Source organism: Oceanobacillus sp. FSL W7-1309 (assembly GCF_038002145.1).
Taxonomy (GTDB): Bacteria; Bacillota; Bacilli; order Bacillales; family Amphibacillaceae; genus Oceanobacillus; species Oceanobacillus profundus.
Genome location: NZ_JBBOBX010000002.1, coordinates 934,935 through 953,862, shown reverse-complemented (window position 1 = coordinate 953,862; position 18,928 = coordinate 934,935). Strand labels below are relative to the sequence as shown.

Genomic DNA, 18,928 nt, shown 5'->3' with positions numbered 1-18,928 from the left:
TAAGATAGTGTTATTATGAATTGCGTTGTATCATAAATATAAGATGCTAAAATCTTAGTATGTAATTATAAGCAAGTTCTTGACAAACAGTGTCAATACATGATAACATCAATACGTTATTGATCGTAGCACCCGTGCTACAACCGCGCAGAACAGGTTTTAAACTTTTTGAAGTACCTGTATGGCGAGTCTGAGACTATTAAGGAGGTGCAAGTATGTACGCAATTATTGAAACAGGTGGAAAACAAGTTAAAGTTGTAGAAGGACAAGAAATCTACGTAGAAAAAGTTGCAGCTGATGCAAATGAGACTGTTACGTTTGATAAGGTTCTTTTCGTTGGTGGAGATGATGTTAAAGTTGGTGCTCCATTCGTTGAAGGTGCAACAGTTACTGCTAAAGTTGAAAAACAAGGCCGTCAAAAGAAGGTTATTGTTTATAAATACAAACGCAGAAAAAACTATCATCGTAAACAAGGTCATCGTCAGCCTTATACGAAACTAGTAATCGAAAAAATTAACGCATAAGGGTTTTGAATATGATTCATGTTACTGTATTTCAAACAGACAAGCAAATTACTGCTTTTGAATTATCTGGTCATGCGGAGAGTGGTCCATATGGTTATGATCTTGTATGTGCAGGTGTATCTGCTGTATCAATTGGTGCAGTAAATGCAGTAATGGAATTATGTGATACAAATCTGGAAATTGAACAAGGAGCAGAAGGTGGTTACTTACACGTAACATTACCGAAAAGGCTACCATTTGAACAAATGGAAAAAGTCCAGCTCTTATTCAAGGGAATGCTTATTTCACTGAAATCGATTGAACTTGAATATAGTCAATTTATAAAAATCGAGAACAAGTAAGGAGGTGCAGTCCATGATCCGTCTAGATTTACAATTTTTCGCAACGAAAAAAGGTGCAGGTAGTACGAAAAACGGTCGTGATTCTGAATCTAAACGACTTGGCGCAAAACGTGCAGATGGTCAGTTTGTAACTGGTGGTTCAATTTTATACCGTCAACGCGGTACAAAAATCTACCCAGGTGAAAACGTTGGCCGTGGTGGTGACGACACACTTTTTGCTAAAGTCGATGGCGTTGTTAAATTCGAACGCTATGGTAGAGACCGCAAAAAAGTAAGTGTATATCCGGTTGCTCAAGAAGCTTAATGAAATTCATCAAACTCCAGTCAATCATTTTGGCTGGAGTTTTTGTTTATCGATAATATCTAACATCTTTATCTCACCAATGCTATGTTGCGTAAAATATACTAAAAATTTTTGGACTGCAATTTTTCTTCTGAAAAGAAATAGGTGGAAGCTTTATTGGCTTGCTTCCGCTTTTGGTTTATTTCTGCTATACTTTCATAATAATGGGGGGAGAGCATGATGGGGGAGCGGGTTGTACAAATCTTACAGCATTATCGTCATGATTTAATGAATCATTTGCAAATTGTCCAAGGATATGTTGGGATGAGAAACATAGAGAAAGCTGAGAAGAAACTTGGCGAAATTGTAGATTATTACAATGAAGAACGGAAACTAATGAGTTTGAATATGCCAGAATTTATGATTTGGATTATCCAATTTAATGTGCGTTATGAAAATTTACGACTAACATATAAAGTTCATTCGGAGTATAAAAACCTGCATGTATCGGATTCTATACTTGTAAAACAGTTTCAGGATTTTATGGAACGATGTGTGGATATTCTTAATCCAGAAGAGCTTTATGAGGTTACTCTAGTCATAGAAGAAAGCTCGGATACAAGCATGAAAATAATGCTTTCAATCCCTTGCGAAACGGATGAAGCAGAACAATTAATGGAAAGCATCAAGAAAATGCAAAGAGATGGAGCTGCGGAAATAGTGATTGCTAAAACGATGGTTGGACTATGCTTTGGTTTAATTATTTCGCAGTAATAATGAGGTGAATCACAATGTTTGTAGATCAAGTCAGTGTATACGTGAAAGCTGGAGACGGTGGTAATGGTCTTGTAGCTTATCGAAGAGAGAAATATGTACCGATGGGCGGTCCTGCCGGCGGCGATGGCGGTAACGGTGCAGATATTATATTTAAAGTGGATGAAGGACTTAACACGTTAATGGACTTTAGATATAACCGCCACTTTAAAGGAAAGCGCGGAGAAAATGGAATGAGTAAGACACAGCATGGCAAAAATGCTGCGCCTCTAATTCTACCTGTTCCCCCAGGCACGACAGTTCTTGATGAAGATACTGAGGAAGTAATTGCTGACTTAACGGTGCATAACCAGCAAGCTGTCATCGTTCGTGGTGGGAGAGGCGGACGTGGGAACACGCGTTTTGCAACACCGAGAAATCCAGCGCCAGATATGGCTGAAAACGGAGAGCCAGGACAGGAAAGAAACATTAAAGTGGAGTTAAAGCTAATTGCGGACGTTGGACTCGTTGGGTTTCCAAGTGTTGGAAAATCTACCTTCTTGTCAGTAGTAAGTGCAGCTAAACCTAAAATTGCGGATTATCATTTCACAACACTGTCACCAAACCTAGGTGTTGTTGACACAGGTGATCAGCGAAGCTTTGTTTTAGCGGATCTTCCAGGGTTAATTGAAGGTGCATCGGTTGGCGTTGGCCTTGGCCATCAGTTCCTTAGGCATGTGGAACGAACACGTGTAATTGTTCATGTTATTGATATGGCAAGTATTGAAGGCAGAGACCCATATGATGACTATTTGAAGATTAATCAAGAATTAGAAGCGTATGACGCGAACTTATCAAAACGACCGCAGCTTATTGCGGCTAACAAAATGGACATGCCTGGAGCAGCAGAAAATCTAGAGAGATTTAAAGAACAATTAGGGGAAGGTTTACCTATTTATGAAATTTCGGCATTGACAAGAGAAGGATTAAGAGACATTCTATTTGCAATCGCTGACCTCTTGGAAACGATACCTAAAAATAAGACAGAAATCGAGGATATCGATGAAACGGTTGTTTACCGTTATCAGAAAGAAGAAGAACCATTCCATATTACAAGAGATCCAGACGGTGCCTTTGTACTTTACGGAAATAAAATTGAAAAGCTATTTAAAATGACAGATTTTCAGCGAGATGAAGCTACACAACGCTTTGCAAGACAACTGCGTGGCATGGGTGTAGACAAGGCATTAAGGGAAAAAGGTGCAAAAGATGGCGATACGATTCGCTTATTAGATTTTGAATTTGAATTCATTGAATAAGCATAGTTTTGCTTTTAGGGGGAGGAACTGTTTTTGACGGAGATAGGCTATTTAGGACCAAAAGGGACATTTACAAAATTAGCAGTTGATACTGCTTTTGGCGATGAAGTGAAGCAAAGCTTTCAAACGATACCGGAATGTATTGATGCTGTCGATAATGGCGCCATTGATATTGGTGTTGTTCCCCTGGAAAATGCGATAGAGGGAACAGTGCAGATTACGGTTGATTATTTAATTCATCAGGTAAGGCTTCCAGTGGTTGCTGAAATCGTTGTACCAATTCAACAGCATTTGTTAGTACGAAAAGATTTTAATGGAAAACTATCGGATATTCAAGAAGTGCATTCGCATAGTCATGCGATAGCGCAGTGCCATCAATTTTTACATCAAAATTTGCCACATGCCAGCACTGTTTTCTCAACTTCTACAGGGAAAGCAGCTGAGATTGTAAGCGAGCAAAACGAACCGATCGCTGCAATAGGAAATAAGCTTGCCGCTAGTGAGTATGGCTTACAAATATATAAGGCTAACATACATGATTATCCAAATAATCACACGCGCTTTTTAGTGCTTACAAAGGACAGAGATTTGGTGCAAATTAAGCATGAAGCCCATTTGGAGCGCACAAGCTTACTAATTGGATTACCAAGTGATAAGCCGGGAGCGTTACATCAAATACTATCTGCATTTTCTTGGCGTAAAATGAATCTATCAAAAATCGAATCACGTCCAACGAAAACAGGACTTGGAAATTATTTCTTTATTATAGATGTTGACCAACCGTACGATAATGTACTATTCCCAGGTGTGAAGGCAGAATTGGAAGCATTAGGTTGTGAAGTAACCATTCTCGGTACATATCCAGTTTACCATATGAATATTTAGAAAAAAGTCAGGTCGAAAAGCCTGGCTTTTTTAGTGTTTTATTTTACAGAATGACCTTGATTGATTTAATTTTAGGGAATCGCTTTTCTATCTCTTTTGTAAAAATAGCTTACTTATTTAAATGATTTCCTGCAAAAGACTGTCATAATTCATGGGCAACTTTTATTCAAGTAGTGCATATGCTGATATAGAGTAATTAGCCCAGATTCTAAAGCAATGAAAGGAGTATGGTTCATTTTGAAAATACACATTGTACAAAAAGGAGACACTTTGTGGGAACTATCCAAAAAGTATGGCGTTGATTTTGAAGAGTTAAAAGCAATGAACTCACAGTTATCAAGTCCAGATATGATTATGCCAGGAATGAAAATAAAAATTCCAGGAGATGCAAAATCTGTTAAAAAAGAAACAGTAAAGCAAGTCAAAAAAGAAGAAGTTAAGCAGCCGTATGTCGACATGTCACCAAAGCCGATGCCAGTAATTAAAGAAGACGATACGAAATTGCACCAAGTTGTAAAACCAGAAATGCCTGTTCCATCACTGCCGCAAATGCCAATTATGGATCAGGATATAAATCAATATACGACAATAAACTTTCAGCAGATGCCTTATCCCATGAAAGCACCTGAAGGAAAACCAAAGCAGGAGATTAAACCAAAGCAAGAAATGAAACCACCTAAACAGGAAATAAAGAAGGAGGTTAAAAAAGAAGTAAAGCAACCGATTCCTGAACAGAAACCAGTTATGGAGCCGATGCATCAGCCTATGATGGAACCAATGCATTATCAAATGCCAATGTATCATCATCCCATTCAACCGTGTTGCCCTCCAATGATCCCGATTTTTATCCATCCTTGTCCGCCTTCACCTTGTCATCATCATCATCACGGGGCACATCCTCATGGAGGGTTTATGGCACCTCAATTTATGCCTCCTCATCAAGGTGGACAGTATGCAGCTGATATGTCAGATTGCGGATGTGGATCAAGGGAGTTGGTGGATTACTATCCAGCAAATACAGCTGACATTTCTGGAGAAGAACGTTTTAAGCCAATCCAACCGTTAACGACTGGCCAAACGTATCCACCACAATTTGAGAGACAGAAGACAGATGGTATTACTTACCCGAAACCACCAATGTTCCCGCAGTTTAATTCAACAAATAATAACCATGAAAGTGAATAATCATAATTATATTTTCTAACGAGACGAATGCAGTTCGTCTCTTTTGTTTTGCGTCTTTTTTGCTGCAGTATTTTGAATGCTCATTTGTCTTCATGGAACAGCATCCTTTAAATTGAAAAAAGTTAAATTAGTGATAAAATAAATGATAAACAGGCAATTTGCAAGGAGAGATTAGCATGGAAAATGAAGTAAATAAAATTGTTAAGTGGTTACAGGAGCAAGTAAAACAGGCTCAAGTAGACGGATTACTTGTGGGAGTAAGTGGCGGGCTTGATTCAGCTGTGGTTGCGAATTTAATTAAGCGCGCTTGTCCAGATAACTCTCTTGGTGTAATGATGCCAATTTATACATCAGATTCAAATCTTTATGATGCGCGAGATGTTATTGAACAAGCATCCATTGATTCACTAATCGTTGATTTAACGGATACACATCACGTAATGTACGACCAAATTCAGAACCGTCTTAAAGAAAAGGGACAGTTCAATAAAGCGAATGATCAGCTTGCGGGTGCAAATCTCAGAGCAAGACTTCGTATGAGTACATTATATACCATTGCTACTAACTATAATTATTTAGTTGTAGGTACTGATAATGCAGCGGAATGGTATACTGGTTACTTTACAAAGTATGGTGATGGTGGCGTAGATATACTGCCGATCGTTGATTTTACAAAAACAGAAGTTAGAGAAATGGCTGCATTTCTTGGTGTTCCTGAACAAGTGGTTACAAAGAAGCCAAGTGCTGATTTATGGGAAAATCAGACAGATGAGAAGGAAATGGGAGTCGCTTACGATGTCATCGACGCTTATTTGAAAGGTGAAGAAATCTCGGCTGAAGATAAAGCAACAATTGAAAGAATGCACGAGCGAAGTGAACATAAACGTACAAGCTTACCGAAATATAATCGAAACTAGTTTTCCTTAATTTAACTGTGTAAATAGACCTCCATTATACAAACTACCTGTAAGGAGGTCTATGTTTATGAATAGAAGAAAATCGATATGCTTCATTCTGCTGTTTATGCTTCTCATCGGCTGTAATGCAGAAAATGAAACATCTGAGCAGCGAAAGGATGACGTCGTTCAACCAATCCATTTTGAGCCTAAGACGGATGCAAATAATCGTTATGAATCCAAACAGCCATCCATTGGCGAGCGGGGTGGATATCCACAAAGTAAGCAGGAGGGTGTTAACGCCTCTGACTTTACTCATTACTCGGATGCCTTTACGAACGAAGAGTCAGCTCGTATAACAGAAGAGTTAAGCAAACAAAAGGATATTATACAAGCACAGGTTGCATCGACAGAAGATCGTATTGTGGTTGCCGTCATACTTCGCGAACACTTTAACCATGATGTTACACAAAATATCAAACAAGAGGTTAGAGAAATTATACCAAATACTGACAAGCAAGTTATTGTATATACTGATGATATTGAATGGGACCGTATGAAAAACCTGGACGCAAGATTACGGGCGAAGAATAATGGAGATGATCTAGAAACGTTTATTGAAGACCTTTTTCAATTAAAAGACTAACTAATGAACCGACCTATATACTAACCTTGAAATATCCTCTATATGGTTTATTCTTTTCCTGCACTGCTTTTTTTGATATAGTAAGGAAAGAATTTCTAGAGAGGAGAATATCCGAGTGGCTGGTCATTCTAAATGGAAAAATATACAGAAAAGAAAAAATGCACAGGATGCAAAAAAAGGAAAAATCTTTATGCGTCATGCTAAAGATATTTATATAGCGGCAAAACAAGGTGGATCAGACTTGGATACAAATGCCGGGCTTCGAATGGCAGTTGAAAAAGCGAAAGCTGATAATATGCCGAATGATAATATTGAGCGTAATATTAAAAAGGCTACGGGAACACTTGATGGAGCAAATTATGAAGAAATTACGTATGAGGGTTATGGTCCGGGTGGTGTAGCTGTTATTGTTCATGTATTGACGGACAATAAAAACCGTACAGCTGCAGAAGTGAGGCATGCGTTTAAAAAGAATGGCGGGAACTTAGGTGAAAGTGGAAGTGTAGCCTTTATGTTCGACCGAAAAGGCTACATTGTTATTTCTAACACAGACGGTTCCATCGAAGAAGATGAATTAACTTTAGCTGTACTTGAAGCGGGCGCAGAAGATATCGAATCCCATGAGGATGCATTTGAGATTTATACTACACCAGATGAATACCAAGAAGTGGTCGATCACCTTATGCAAAATGGTTATGAAATTGCGGATAGTGAGGTAACGTTAATTCCACAAAATTATAACAAGCTTTCAACTGAAGATGAAGAAAAGATGATGACACTTCTTGATACATTAGAAGAGAGTGAGGACGTCCAGGATATCCATCACAATTTGGAAACGTCCGATTAAATCTGTGATAAACTTCTATTTCGATTAGGAATAGAAGTTTATCTTTGTGTTATGAATTCTGCTTATGACCTTAAGTCATAGGGTGACAACATTCGGTAAGTAAGAAGGTAACCTCTCCAATGAATGAACTTTTATGTTAAAATAAGTGAAGGAATGATTACATGATAGCGTATATTAAGGGGCAGCTTGTGTCTGTTTTAAATGAGTCGGTTGTCGTTGACGTACATGGGATAGGTTATGAAATAATTTGTGCCAATCCATTTGCATTTCAATCTGCATTAAACAAAGAATTACTTATACATACATACCATCATGTCCGTGAAGATAGTCAAATCTTATATGGATTTAAAAATGAAGATGAAAAATATTTGTTTATTAAACTTATATCGGTCTCTGGTATTGGCCCAAAGGGTGCCTTAGCGATTCTTGCAGGTGTCGATATTTCTGAATTTGTAGCTGCTGTTGAAAGGGAAGACGATAAATTTTTGACAAGCTTTCCTGGGGTCGGAAAAAAAACTGCCCGTCAAATGATTCTCGATTTGAAAGGAAAACTAACTTCCGTATTCTCGATTCAAGTTGAGATTGAACAAGTTACAGCTTCAGCAGACTCGAATGCTGCAGTCTACAAGGAAGCAGAAGAAGCATTGCAAGCGCTAGGCTATACAGACCGAGAATTAAAAGCTGTAATTCCATTGCTAAGAAAAGAAAATATCTCCAATACAGATGAAATTATTCGGAAAGCACTAGGGTTACTTGTTAGAAATTAGGAAAGGTGGGACGGAAGATGGAGGGTCGGATGGTAACTGGTGAATTACAAGAAGATGATACGTCGATTGAATTGAGTCTTCGTCCTGAAAGTTTAAAGCAATATATTGGACAAGATAAAGTAAAAGAGAATCTGAGCATTTTTATTCAAGCTGCAAAAATGCGGAATGAACCACTTGATCATGTATTGTTATATGGACCTCCTGGTCTTGGAAAAACTACCCTTGCAGCAATTATTGCAAATGAGATGGGGGTTAATTTTCGATCGACATCAGGACCAGCTATCGAACGGGCGGGAGATTTAGCAGCAATCTTGTCTTCCCTTGAGCCTGGCGATGTTTTATTTATTGATGAGGTGCATCGCCTGCCACGTTCGGTGGAAGAAGTATTGTACTCTGCAATGGAGGATTTCTTTCTTGATATCGTAATTGGAACCGGACCTAGCGCACGATCGGTTAAAATTGATTTACCACCATTTACACTTGTCGGAGCGACAACACGAGCAGGATTGCTGACAGCACCACTCCGTGATCGTTTTGGTGTGTTAAGCAGGCTGGAATTCTATGAAGCAAAAGATTTATGCGCGATTGTGGAACGAACAGCTGAAATTTTCCATACAACCATAACAAAGGAAGGTGCAATCGAGGTTGCACGGAGATCAAGGGGCACACCGCGAATTGCAAACAGATTGCTAAAGCGAATACGAGATATTTCCCAAGTAAAAGGGGAAGAGGAAATTTCGCTTGAAACAACAGATCAGGCACTTGGCATGCTTCAAGTAGATGATGCCGGACTTGATCATATTGACCATAAGTTATTAAAAGGTATAATTGATGGGTTCCAAGGTGGGCCAGTTGGATTAGATACAATTGCTGCAACGATTGGTGAAGAATCACAAACGATTGAGGATGTCTACGAACCATATTTACTGCAAATTGGATTTATTCAACGAACACCAAGAGGAAGAATTGTAACGGCTAAAGCATACCAGCATTTTGGCATAACAAAGCATGAGGAATGATAAAATTGGGTAAGCTTTTTATCGTAATCGGTATTTTATTTGTCATTATCGGGTTAGTCTGGACGTTTATTGGGAAATTACCGGGGGACATCGTAATTAAAAAAGGGAATTTTACAATGTACTTTCCGATTGTGACATCAATCGTGATTAGTATTATTTTATCCATTATATTTTTCATCTTCGGTCGATTCCGTTAAGATACAGTAAGGAGTTTCATTATGAATATTGAAGACTTTGATTTTGATTTACCTGAATCGTTAATCGCACAAACACCATTGAAGGATCGTACGGCATCCCGATTGCTTGTGTTGAATCCGGCGACGAAGGAAATAACACATCAGCATTTTGCAGATATCAAAAATTATTTTAAAAAAGGGGATTGCCTCGTACTAAATGATACTCGCGTACTGCCTGCAAGGCTATATGGTGTTAAAAAAGATACGGGTGCTAATATTGAGGTCCTTTTATTGCATCAAGAAGAACAGGATACATGGGAAGTACTTACCAAGCCAGCTAAAAAGGTGAAAGTAGGCACAGAGTTAATCTTTGGTGATGGAAAGCTGAAAGCGACCTGTACTGGATTAAAAGAGCATGGTGGAAGAGAAATGAAATTTTCTTATGATGGTATTTTTTATGAAGTGCTCGATGAGCTTGGTGAAATGCCGCTTCCGCCTTATATTAAAGAACAGCTTCCAGAAAAAGAACGTTATCAAACTGTTTATGCAAAGGAAGAAGGATCAGCTGCAGCACCGACGGCAGGGCTTCATTTTACAACCGAGCTTTTAGAAGAAATTAAAGAGCTTGGTGTAAACATCGCTTTTATCACGTTACATGTTGGTTTAGGTACATTCAGACCTGTTAGCGTCGATGATATTGATGAACACGAGATGCATTCTGAATTCTATCAGATGACAGAAGAAACAGCTGCAACATTGAATGAAATAAAAGCAAATGGCGGTCGAATCATATCTGTGGGTACTACATCAACAAGAACGTTAGAGACAATCGCCAGGGACAATGACGGCAAGTTTGTAGCAAGCAGTGGTTGGACAGATATCTTTATTTATCCACCTTATCAATTTAAAGCAATCAATGGATTAATAACAAATTTCCATCTCCCAAAGTCAACATTAATTATGTTAGTTAGTGCACTTGCAGATAGGGAAACAGTTTTACATGCTTATCGAGAAGCGGTTAGAGAGCAATATCGATTCTTCAGCTTTGGAGATGCGATGTTAATTTTATAAAAGAGGTAAGAATAAAATGACACCAATAACATATGAATTAATTAAAACAGATAAACAGACAGGTGCTCGGCTTGGTCGAGTTCATACCCCACATGGTTCATTTGATACACCAACATTTATGCCGGTAGGAACACTTGCAACAGTAAAAACAATGAGCCCTGAAGAGTTGCAGCAAATGAATGCGAATATTATCTTGTCAAACACATACCATCTATGGTTACGGCCTGGGGAAGATATTATCCGTGAAGCAGGTGGACTTCATAAATTCATGAACTGGGATGGAGCGATTTTAACGGATTCCGGTGGTTTCCAAGTGTTTAGTTTGAGTGATATGCGTGAAATCACGGAAGAGGGTGTCCACTTCCGAAGTCATTTAAATGGGGACAAGCTCTTTTTATCTCCAGAAAAGGCAATGCAGATCCAAAACGCACTTGGGTCTGATATTATGATGGCATTTGATGAGTGTCCACCATATCCAGCTTCTCATGAATATATGAAAGCTTCTGTTGAGCGGACATCTCGCTGGGCAGAGCGTTGCCTAGAAGCGCATGAGCGAAAAGATGTACAAGGCTTATTCGGCATTATTCAAGGTGGCGAATATGAGGATCTCCGAAAGCAAAGTGCTCAGGACCTAGTATCGTTAGATTTCCCTGGTTATGCGATCGGTGGTTTATCTGTAGGTGAGCCAAAGGATATTATGAACCGCGTGCTCGAATTAACGACACCATTAATGCCTGCAAATAAACCACGTTACTTGATGGGGGTAGGTTCACCAGACTCATTGATTGATGGAGCAATTCGTGGAATTGATATGTTTGACTGTGTGCTGCCAACCCGAATTGCACGAAATGGTACATGCATGACTTCAAATGGGCGATTAGTTGTTCGGAATGCGAAATATGCACGCGATTTTGGTCCAATTGATGAAAATTGTGATTGTCATGTATGTAAAAATTATACACGTGCATATATCCGTCATTTAATAAAATGCAATGAAACGTTCGGATTCAGACTTACGACTTATCATAACCTGCATTTTCTGTTAAAATTAATGGAGCAAGTTCGAGCTGCTATAAAAGAAGATCGTCTTGGAGACTTCAAGGAGTCCTTCTTTGAGCAATATGGTTTAAATAAACCGAATGCAAAGAACTTTTAATGCTTAAGAATAGAAAGGGGTGAATGTTCATGGAAATGCTCGTTTCATTATCACCGATTATTTTGATGTTTGTTATTTTCTATTTCCTGCTTATCAGACCACAGCAAAAGCGTCAAAAGCAAGTTAGAGAAATGCAAAGCGATTTACAAAAAGGCGATGATATCGTAACAATTGGTGGGCTTCATGCAAAGGTTCATGCACTAGATGAAGGAACAGTTGTTCTTATCACAAATGATGGTGCCAAGCTTACGTATGACCGCTCTGCAATTCGTGAAGTAAAACAAGGGTAAGTGTATCCATGTTATAAGCTAAGGAACGTTGGTCTTTGGCTTATACAGATACATGTATTATGTATGAACGTACATAGAATAAACAAAATACTCAGCAGGCAGTTAAAAATAAAAAGAAGTTAGTGCAATTTGCATTAACTTCTTTTTATATGGATTTAATTGTGTAGCGTACCTATTCAACTTGACCGCCAATAAGATTGACTCCAATAATCCCGCCTACTAATGCAGCAGCTAGAAAGCCAAGATGATGGATTGACTGCTCTAATGAAAAACCTTGCTGGTATCCTAAATATTGCACTAAAAAAATCAGTAATGTAAAGCCTAGCCCAATGGTTGTACCGATTAACCATCCTTTTGATTTCCCTTTTGCTCCTGCGGTAATTCCGCCTAGAAATAAAGCGAGTATACCAATAATTAATGTAGTCCACTTTAATCCTGGTTCATCAAAAGCTGTAAACTGTAAGACAAGTGCTAAAACTACACTAGACAATAAAATAATACCAAGTACTACAATCCAGCCATACAACAATGCAGTTAATTGATTTTTTTGCATATTCCATTCTCCTCTCTCATGATTGTCTGCTTATGTCCATTTTATTCGGACAAATTGTATTTAGAAGAAAATATTTATAATTTTCCAAGCATACAATATTAGTACCCAGATCTCCAAATGCGAACAAATTATGTTGAAAGAGGGCTAATATGGATGTCATACTAGCAATAGTAATATTTATCGTCAGCTATTTTTTTATTATGACCGAACGAATTAATCGTGCAACAGCTGCACTATTTGGTGGAACGCTCTTACTATTAACAGGGATCTATACAACAGAGGATATATTTTTCCACTATATTGATTGGAATACGATTGCATTATTGTTTTCCATGATGGTGATCATATCAATTACAGAAAAGACAGGTCTATTTACGTTTATTGCTATTCGCTTTGCGCAAAGTGTACGAGGAGACCCTATGTTCTTATTAATCGGTTCGATAGTACTCACCGCAATAGGGTCTGCTTTTTTGGATAATGTAACAACGGTTTTAATTTTTGTTCCAGTCATGCTAAAAATCACAAAGCTTCTGAAGCTTCCGGCATTTCCTTACTTATTAATGATTATTTTCAGTTCGAATATTGGAGGGACGGCAACACTGATTGGTGATCCACCGAATATCATGATTGGACAGGCGGTAGAGCATTTTACATTCTTAACCTTTCTCGCACATACTGCACCAGTAGCACTATTTTTGTTAATTCTACTTATCTTGATTAGTTATCTTTTATTCCAAAAAAGATTAAAAACGTATCAGCCAAACCTAAGCGAACTTCTCTCCATTGATGCAAAAGAAAACCTGGTAGAGTCCACTATATTATATAAATCGGTCACAGTCCTAATTATGACCGTTACAGGCTTTCTTCTACACGCTGCAGTACATGTTGAAATGACCACAATCGCTTTAACAGGAGCAATTTTATTATTATTGCTAACAGAAAAAGATGTGAAAACAGAAGAAATCTTATCTAAGGTAGAATGGGTAACGCTATTCTTTTTTATTGGTTTATTCACAATTGTTGGAGGTCTGCAGCATACAGGTGTTATTGATGAAATAGCTAGATTAATTGTTGTTTCAACAGAAGGGGATTATGTGAAAACAACATTACTCATTTTATGGATATCCGGCTTTGCTTCCGGCTTTATCGATAATATTCCATTTGTTGCCGCGATGATACCAGTTATCCAAGAGTTTGAAACATATGGCATGGTATATTTAGACCCGATTTGGTGGGCGTTAGCGCTAGGATCCTGTTTAGGGGGAAATGCAACGCTTTTAGGTGCATCAGCAAATGTAGTTGTTGCTGGATTAGCAGAAGCTGATAATCAGAGAATTTCCTTTCTGCGTTTTATGAAATATGGAATTGTGATTGTCGTATTATCTTTAATCGTTTCAACAGTGTATATATATATTCGCTATTTGATTCCTTACATGGGATAAGAAAATGACACCTGTTATTCAAGTGTCATTTTTTTATTTCTTCTTATTGAAAAATGGTATTTGTCTAAGCTCATCTTTCGTAATAAATTTTAAAGCAAACAAAAGAATGATATAGATGGCTCCAAGTATAACTAAAACAGATAGAAAAAGAATTACATGTGGTTCCATCGTTTCATAGATACGTTTCAGAAAACTACCAAACAACCAAGTGAAAGCAAGAAGAACAATCATTTTACAAATATCTAGAAAAGGGATAGAATACCCAATTACTTTTCTCAGTACTGCCAAATGTAATAATGTAACCAGGACAACCCCTGTACATAATCCAATTGCTGCCCCCATAATTCCAAAATTTGGGTTGGAGGCAAGTATAACTAATACAACGGACTTTAGTGCAACACCAAAGAGACTATTCCACATGGCAGGCTTTGCAAGGTCGAGGGCCTGCAGTGCAGCTTGAAGCGGTGACTGAATGTAATGCAGTAAAAAGAATGGAGCCATCAGCACTAAATAATGGCTTGCATCTCCTGTTCCATACATATACGTAAGTAATTGTACGGCGAATATCGAGAGGACTACAGTTGAAATACCTCCAGATGCAAATGAGATACGGATTGATTGGTGAATCCGGTAATGAATTAAGGCTATATTTTTCTTTGCTTCTGCTTCCGCAATAGATGGTACGAGTGCAACAGCAAGGGAATGGGTAATAAAAGTTGGGAGAAAAAGTAATGGCATCACATAGCCAGTTAGTTCTCCATATTGCTTCGTAGCGACAGCACTTGCAACCCCGGCAATTGCCAAGCTTTGGACAACGAGTATTGGTTCTAGAAAGTTCGAAATAGACCCAATCATTCTGCTTCCCATGCTTGGAAGGGCAATGGATAGCAGTTCTCTGACAACATTTCTACTTGATTTCAAATAAGAGAAAAAACGATGTCTTAATCGTAAGGTTTTCTTTCGCTTGAATGTATAAATCATATACATTAGGGATATAAATTCTCCAATGATGACACTTATCATTGCTCCAGCAGCAGCGTATTCAATGCCATATGGAAGTAAAAGATTTACGAAAAATGCAACACAGGTAATTCTTACAAGCTGCTCAATCACTTGTGCATAGCTTTGCGGCTTCATGTTTTGCTTTCCTTGGAAATAGCCTCTTAGCACAGCTGCAATTGCAGTAATCGGGATAATTGGGCTAATTGCAAGAATAGGGAGCATTGCCCGACTATCGGTTAACAAAGTAGAAGCGATGTATGGAGCGCCAACAGCCATTACAATGGTAAATACAATACTTGAGATAAAGGTAATCATGAGAGATATTACAACAATCTTTTTTACTTTTGCTTGGTCATTAGCAGCGTCTGCCTCGGCTACTCTTTTGGATATTGCAACCGGTAAACCAAGTTGTGTTAATGTCATTACTAAAAAGAGTGTTGGGAGAGCCATCATATATAAGCCAATACCTTCTTCTCCCATTAGCCTTGCCACAACAATTCGATTAATGAACCCCATAAAACGAGTAATCATTCCAGCAACGATTAAGATGATTGCCCCTTGTAGAAATGTTTGTTTGGTCATTTTATTCGACCCGCCTTCTCAAATAATAAAAATTACTATACAATGATATATATGCTAAATAGTGGACAAAGCATGACAAGCTAAAAAAGTATACGATAGGAATTGGTGGGATAACATGGAAATTATACAGGGCGTTAACGAGTGGAAGCAGGTCGTTCAACCGGCTTTGGAAAGTAAAGCGGATGAACTGGAAATGATGGGTTATTCGCAGGCAACACCTGATGATGTTTGGAATTGTCTCGTACAAAAAGTATGGAAAGGCGAACCGGATAAACGAATTCATGAAGTTATACAGGATATTTTTCATATGGCATCCAACACGTATTTAAGCTATTTAACAATAAGCTCATACCAAAACGAAGATTTGATGGCTTCAATTGCCGCACTAACTGGAGCAGGAGAGACGATAAAAGAATAAAATTTACATATACATATCGTAATAGTTATTGGTATAAAAGGAGGCACCAAATTAATGAAAAAAAGAGGCAGAATTGTTGCCTTTTTTCTAGTAGTTATTGCTTTAGCAGTGACGATTGGAACAACGGTACCAGGAATTACAAAAAATATTAATCTTGGTTTGGATCTTCAAGGTGGATTTGAGGTCCTCTACGAAGTGGAACCTGTTGATAGCAGTCAGGAAGTAACGAGAGGTTTAATGGAAGGGACGGTTCAAACATTAAATGATCGCGTGAATCGTTTAGGAATAAGTGAAGCGGTTATCGATATTGAGGGTGAAGATCGAATTCGTGTCCAGCTCGCAGGAATTGAAAACCAGTCAGAGGCAAGAGATATGCTGTCCACCTCTGCTCAACTGTCCTTTCGAGATGTGAACGATCAAGAGCTATTAGATGGTACGGATGTAAAAGAAGGCAGCGCAAAGCAGGATTTCGATCCAAATACAAATGCTCCAATTGTAACTTTAGAATTAAAAGATGCAGCAAAGTTTGGAGAAGTGACAACACAAATCAGCCAAATGAATATCCCTGACAACAAGCTTGTCATATGGATGGATTTCCAAGAGGGGGATTCGTATGAAGAAGAAGCTTCTAAGAGTGAGCCAAAGTTTGTATCTGCACCAAATGTTAGTGAACCGTTACATACAACAAATGTAATGATCAGTGGTGATTTTACAGTTGAATCTGCGAAACAATTAGCGGATATTATTAATTCTGGTTCATTGCCAGTGCATATGACAGAAATATTCTCAACTTCAGTTGGTGCGCAATTTGGAGAGCAAGCGTTAAATCAAATGATTTTTGCTGGAGCTATAGGGATTGGTTTAATTGTATTGTTCATGTTAGTTTTCTATCGATTCTCAGGCTTCATTGCAACCATTAATTTAGCCTTCTATATTTATTTGGTTATATTAGTATTTCAGCTCTTAAATGGTGTCTTAACATTATCCGGAATTGCAGCCCTTATATTAGGGGTTGGTATGGCTGTTGATGCGAATGTTATTACATTTGAGCGTATTAAAGAGGAATTACGAATTGGAAAATCTGTTAAAGCAGCATTCAAAGCAGGAAATAAAAGTTCCTTTATGACCATCCTGGATGCAAACCTAACAACAATTATTGCTGCAGTCGTATTATTTATTTTTGGGACAAGCTCTGTTAAAGGGTTTGCAACGATGTTAATCATCAGTATTTTGATTAGCTTTTTAACGGCTGTCTTAGGAACAAGAATACTTCTTGGACTCTGGGTGCAAAGCGGATTCCTTACAAAACGAAAAACATGGTTTGGTGTGAAAAAGGATCAGATAAGAGATATTACAGAAGAAGAAAAAGAACCTAGACTGTTCAATCGAAAAGTTAATTTCGTTCAACACCGTAATAAATTTTTCATTGGAACATCTGTGCTTGTTATCCTAGGTGCCATTTCTATCTTAATATTTCAGATTAATCCCGGAATTGATTTTACAAGTGGTTCCAGAGTTGAAGTTGTTTCGGAAAGCAGCTTGACTGCAGAAGAGGTAGAATCTGGATTTGAAGAGCTAGGACATGAGGTTAAATCAATCGTCCTGTCCGGTGAAAATAGTGAGCTTGCAGTAGCAAGATTTGATGGTGTTTTATCGGATACCGAGGTGGAAGAGGTTCGCGTTTATTTTAATGAACGATATGGACATGAGCCTAGTGTCAGTGTCGTTTCGCCAATTGTAGGGCAGGAACTCGTAAAGAATGCTATCTACGCAGTTGGAATTGCAGCGATCTTCATGATTATTTATGTCACATTCCGTTTTGAATTTTTCTTTGCAATAACAGCATTATTGACACTTCTGCATGATGTGTTTTTTATGCTGGCTATATTCAGTGTTGCACAAATTGAATTCGATATTACCATTGTTGCGGCAATCCTAACAATTGTGGGTTATTCCATTAACAATACGATCGTTATCTTCGATCGAATTCGAGAGAACATACGTAAGAAGAAACGTGTCAAATCGTTTAAGGAACTTACAACTATTGTGAATACAAGCATTATCCAATCCTTTACAAGAACAATGAATACATCAATTACTACAATTGTTGCCGTAATCGCATTCCTAATACTCGGAGCTTCTTCTATCACAAGCTTCGCATTTGCATTAACAATTGGGCTTGTTGCAGGAACTTATTCTTCCTTATTGTTAGCTTCCCAGTTATGGCTCGTATGGCGTGGTAAATCAGTAAAAGAAAAACCATTAGATTTCACGAAGAAAAAAGCGGCAGAAGGACCACAGGTATAATTAGACGGAGAATCCCTTGTCTTTAGAGTTAATAGACAAGGGATTTTTGCTTTAAGTTGATTGAAGTTTACCAAGAAAGGGTAATCTAACAAAATAGATAGACACAAGAAGGGAGAATAGTTATGACAAAAGGACAAACCTACGTTATTTTATCCATTATTTTCGTTATTATTGTAGCTGTTTTTGCTGTTACAAATGTGGATGCAGTCGAGGTGAACTATTTATTCTGGACGCAGGAATCCCCATTAATACTTGTTATTCTATTTTCGGTGTTAATGGGTGGGATTATAACAGCTTCTGTGGGCGCAATACGATTTTATCGTATACAAAGGGAACTCAAGCGATTAAAGGCCGAAAATACGAAACTGCTTGCTAAATCAGAAGAGAACGGTCAAACGGCTGAGCGAAAAAAAAGAAGTGATTTAACGAAAACAAAATAATTCTAATTGCTACCCCTGCCTGTCTC

Annotated in this window: 22 protein-coding genes and 1 other annotated feature; of the genes, 20 read left to right on the top strand and 2 right to left on the bottom strand. The window is 38.1% G+C overall.

The window, feature by feature from the left end:
- Nucleotides 1–131: 131 nt before the first annotated feature.
- Nucleotides 132–202: a sequence feature (ribosomal protein L21 leader region), on the top strand.
- A 13-nt stretch (nt 203–215) separates the two neighbouring features.
- The 16 genes from rplU to yajC all read left to right on the top strand — a co-directional run bounded on the left by rplU (nt 216) and on the right by yajC (nt 12,158).
- Nucleotides 216–524, top strand: a complete 309-nt coding sequence (gene rplU, locus NST46_RS17465; RefSeq protein WP_095307180.1) for a 50S ribosomal protein L21 — start codon at nt 216–218, stop codon at nt 522–524.
- Nucleotides 525–535: 11 nt separating this feature from the next.
- Nucleotides 536–865, top strand: coding sequence for a ribosomal-processing cysteine protease Prp (locus NST46_RS17460; RefSeq protein ID WP_118889089.1), 330 nt, complete (start codon nt 536–538; stop codon nt 863–865).
- 13 nt (nt 866–878) lie between these two features.
- Nucleotides 879–1,169 carry a 50S ribosomal protein L27 gene (gene rpmA / locus NST46_RS17455; protein WP_095307178.1) on the top strand — a complete coding sequence of 97 codons (291 nt, stop codon included), beginning with the start codon at nt 879–881 and terminating at the stop codon, nt 1,167–1,169.
- A gap of 219 nt (nt 1,170–1,388) precedes the next feature.
- Nucleotides 1,389–1,922, top strand: a complete 534-nt coding sequence (locus tag NST46_RS17450) for a Spo0B domain-containing protein (protein WP_158586223.1) — start codon at nt 1,389–1,391, stop codon at nt 1,920–1,922.
- A 17-nt stretch (nt 1,923–1,939) separates the two neighbouring features.
- Complete coding sequence (gene obgE, locus NST46_RS17445) at nt 1,940–3,220, top strand: GTPase ObgE (protein ID WP_341137520.1); 1,281 nt, start codon at nt 1,940–1,942, stop codon at nt 3,218–3,220.
- 33 nt (nt 3,221–3,253) lie between these two features.
- Nucleotides 3,254–4,105 carry a prephenate dehydratase gene (gene pheA, locus NST46_RS17440; protein ID WP_095307174.1) on the top strand — a complete coding sequence of 284 codons (852 nt, stop codon included), beginning with the start codon at nt 3,254–3,256 and terminating at the stop codon, nt 4,103–4,105.
- Nucleotides 4,106–4,342: 237 nt separating this feature from the next.
- Nucleotides 4,343–5,290, top strand: a complete 948-nt coding sequence (safA, locus tag NST46_RS17435; protein ID WP_118889091.1) for a SafA/ExsA family spore coat assembly protein — start codon at nt 4,343–4,345, stop codon at nt 5,288–5,290.
- Between the two features lie 176 nt (nt 5,291–5,466).
- On the top strand, nt 5,467–6,207 hold the full coding sequence (nadE, locus tag NST46_RS17430; RefSeq protein ID WP_341137519.1) for an NAD(+) synthase: 741 nt from the start codon (nt 5,467–5,469) through the stop codon (nt 6,205–6,207).
- Nucleotides 6,208–6,274: 67 nt separating this feature from the next.
- A complete protein-coding gene (locus NST46_RS17425; protein ID WP_095307170.1) occupies nt 6,275–6,832 on the top strand; it encodes a YhcN/YlaJ family sporulation lipoprotein in 558 nt (185 codons plus the stop codon).
- Between the two features lie 115 nt (nt 6,833–6,947).
- On the top strand, nt 6,948–7,679 hold the full coding sequence (locus NST46_RS17420; protein ID WP_095307169.1) for a YebC/PmpR family DNA-binding transcriptional regulator: 732 nt from the start codon (nt 6,948–6,950) through the stop codon (nt 7,677–7,679).
- Between the two features lie 161 nt (nt 7,680–7,840).
- Nucleotides 7,841–8,446, top strand: a complete 606-nt coding sequence (gene ruvA, locus NST46_RS17415) for a Holliday junction branch migration protein RuvA (RefSeq protein ID WP_095307168.1) — start codon at nt 7,841–7,843, stop codon at nt 8,444–8,446.
- 17 nt (nt 8,447–8,463) lie between these two features.
- Nucleotides 8,464–9,465 carry a Holliday junction branch migration DNA helicase RuvB gene (ruvB, locus tag NST46_RS17410; protein WP_341137518.1) on the top strand — a complete coding sequence of 334 codons (1,002 nt, stop codon included), beginning with the start codon at nt 8,464–8,466 and terminating at the stop codon, nt 9,463–9,465.
- Entirely contained in the window at nt 9,462–9,662 is a 201-nt protein-coding gene (locus NST46_RS17405; protein ID WP_168927290.1) for a DUF2905 domain-containing protein, read from the top strand. The genes ruvB and NST46_RS17405 overlap by 4 nt, the downstream gene beginning before the upstream one ends.
- A 21-nt stretch (nt 9,663–9,683) precedes the next feature.
- Complete coding sequence (gene queA, locus NST46_RS17400; RefSeq protein ID WP_341137517.1) at nt 9,684–10,712, top strand: tRNA preQ1(34) S-adenosylmethionine ribosyltransferase-isomerase QueA; 1,029 nt, start codon at nt 9,684–9,686, stop codon at nt 10,710–10,712.
- A gap of 16 nt (nt 10,713–10,728) precedes the next feature.
- Entirely contained in the window at nt 10,729–11,868 is a 1,140-nt protein-coding gene (gene tgt / locus NST46_RS17395) for a tRNA guanosine(34) transglycosylase Tgt (protein WP_341137516.1), read from the top strand.
- Nucleotides 11,869–11,897: 29 nt separating this feature from the next.
- Nucleotides 11,898–12,158, top strand: a complete 261-nt coding sequence (gene yajC / locus NST46_RS17390) for a preprotein translocase subunit YajC (RefSeq protein ID WP_095307162.1) — start codon at nt 11,898–11,900, stop codon at nt 12,156–12,158.
- A 172-nt stretch (nt 12,159–12,330) separates the two neighbouring features.
- Here the strand turns inward: yajC and NST46_RS17385 are convergent, their stop codons facing one another.
- A complete protein-coding gene (locus NST46_RS17385; RefSeq protein WP_095307161.1) occupies nt 12,331–12,711 on the bottom strand; it encodes a TIGR04086 family membrane protein in 381 nt (126 codons plus the stop codon).
- Between the two features lie 149 nt (nt 12,712–12,860).
- Here NST46_RS17385 and NST46_RS17380 point away from each other — a divergent pair, with 149 nt between their 5' ends.
- Nucleotides 12,861–14,153 (top strand): ArsB/NhaD family transporter, encoded by a 1,293-nt coding sequence (locus NST46_RS17380; RefSeq protein WP_303447349.1) that lies wholly within the window; start codon nt 12,861–12,863, stop codon nt 14,151–14,153.
- A 33-nt stretch (nt 14,154–14,186) separates the two neighbouring features.
- Here the strand turns inward: NST46_RS17380 and spoVB are convergent, their stop codons facing one another.
- Entirely contained in the window at nt 14,187–15,737 is a 1,551-nt protein-coding gene (spoVB, locus tag NST46_RS17375) for a stage V sporulation protein B (RefSeq protein ID WP_095307159.1), read from the bottom strand.
- Between the two features lie 115 nt (nt 15,738–15,852).
- On the opposite strand from spoVB, the gene NST46_RS17370 reads away from it, so the two are divergent.
- From NST46_RS17370 to NST46_RS17360, 3 genes are all read left to right on the top strand, one after another.
- Nucleotides 15,853–16,155 carry a post-transcriptional regulator gene (locus tag NST46_RS17370; protein ID WP_095307157.1) on the top strand — a complete coding sequence of 101 codons (303 nt, stop codon included), beginning with the start codon at nt 15,853–15,855 and terminating at the stop codon, nt 16,153–16,155.
- 54 nt (nt 16,156–16,209) lie between these two features.
- Entirely contained in the window at nt 16,210–18,462 is a 2,253-nt protein-coding gene (gene secDF, locus NST46_RS17365) for a protein translocase subunit SecDF (RefSeq protein WP_341137515.1), read from the top strand.
- A gap of 122 nt (nt 18,463–18,584) precedes the next feature.
- Nucleotides 18,585–18,902: a LapA family protein gene (locus NST46_RS17360; protein WP_341137514.1), complete on the top strand. Its 318-nt coding sequence runs from the start codon at nt 18,585–18,587 to the stop codon at nt 18,900–18,902.
- The last annotated feature ends 26 nt before the right edge of the window (nt 18,903–18,928 follow it).

What these genes read in the sequence shown, in the direction of transcription:
- NST46_RS17460 (WP_118889089.1), top strand. Translation starts at nt 536, where the DNA reads ATGATTCATGTTACTGTATTTCAAACAGACAAGCAAATTACTGCTTTT.
- NST46_RS17450 (WP_158586223.1), top strand. Translation starts at nt 1,389, where the DNA reads ATGGGGGAGCGGGTTGTACAAATCTTACAGCATTATCGTCATGATTTA.
- nadE (WP_341137519.1), top strand. Translation starts at nt 5,467, where the DNA reads ATGGAAAATGAAGTAAATAAAATTGTTAAGTGGTTACAGGAGCAAGTA.
- NST46_RS17405 (WP_168927290.1), top strand. Translation starts at nt 9,462, where the DNA reads ATGATAAAATTGGGTAAGCTTTTTATCGTAATCGGTATTTTATTTGTC.
- spoVB (WP_095307159.1), bottom strand. Translation starts at nt 15,737, where the DNA reads ATGACCAAACAAACATTTCTACAAGGGGCAATCATCTTAATCGTTGCT.
- NST46_RS17425 (WP_095307170.1), top strand. Translation starts at nt 6,275, where the DNA reads ATGAATAGAAGAAAATCGATATGCTTCATTCTGCTGTTTATGCTTCTC.
- rplU (WP_095307180.1), top strand. Translation starts at nt 216, where the DNA reads ATGTACGCAATTATTGAAACAGGTGGAAAACAAGTTAAAGTTGTAGAA.
- rpmA (WP_095307178.1), top strand. Translation starts at nt 879, where the DNA reads ATGATCCGTCTAGATTTACAATTTTTCGCAACGAAAAAAGGTGCAGGT.
- ruvB (WP_341137518.1), top strand. Translation starts at nt 8,464, where the DNA reads ATGGAGGGTCGGATGGTAACTGGTGAATTACAAGAAGATGATACGTCG.
- NST46_RS17380 (WP_303447349.1), top strand. Translation starts at nt 12,861, where the DNA reads ATGGATGTCATACTAGCAATAGTAATATTTATCGTCAGCTATTTTTTT.
- NST46_RS17370 (WP_095307157.1), top strand. Translation starts at nt 15,853, where the DNA reads ATGGAAATTATACAGGGCGTTAACGAGTGGAAGCAGGTCGTTCAACCG.
- yajC (WP_095307162.1), top strand. Translation starts at nt 11,898, where the DNA reads ATGGAAATGCTCGTTTCATTATCACCGATTATTTTGATGTTTGTTATT.
- NST46_RS17385 (WP_095307161.1), bottom strand. Translation starts at nt 12,711, where the DNA reads ATGCAAAAAAATCAATTAACTGCATTGTTGTATGGCTGGATTGTAGTA.
- NST46_RS17360 (WP_341137514.1), top strand. Translation starts at nt 18,585, where the DNA reads ATGACAAAAGGACAAACCTACGTTATTTTATCCATTATTTTCGTTATT.
- queA (WP_341137517.1), top strand. Translation starts at nt 9,684, where the DNA reads ATGAATATTGAAGACTTTGATTTTGATTTACCTGAATCGTTAATCGCA.
- secDF (WP_341137515.1), top strand. Translation starts at nt 16,210, where the DNA reads ATGAAAAAAAGAGGCAGAATTGTTGCCTTTTTTCTAGTAGTTATTGCT.
- ruvA (WP_095307168.1), top strand. Translation starts at nt 7,841, where the DNA reads ATGATAGCGTATATTAAGGGGCAGCTTGTGTCTGTTTTAAATGAGTCG.
- tgt (WP_341137516.1), top strand. Translation starts at nt 10,729, where the DNA reads ATGACACCAATAACATATGAATTAATTAAAACAGATAAACAGACAGGT.
- obgE (WP_341137520.1), top strand. Translation starts at nt 1,940, where the DNA reads ATGTTTGTAGATCAAGTCAGTGTATACGTGAAAGCTGGAGACGGTGGT.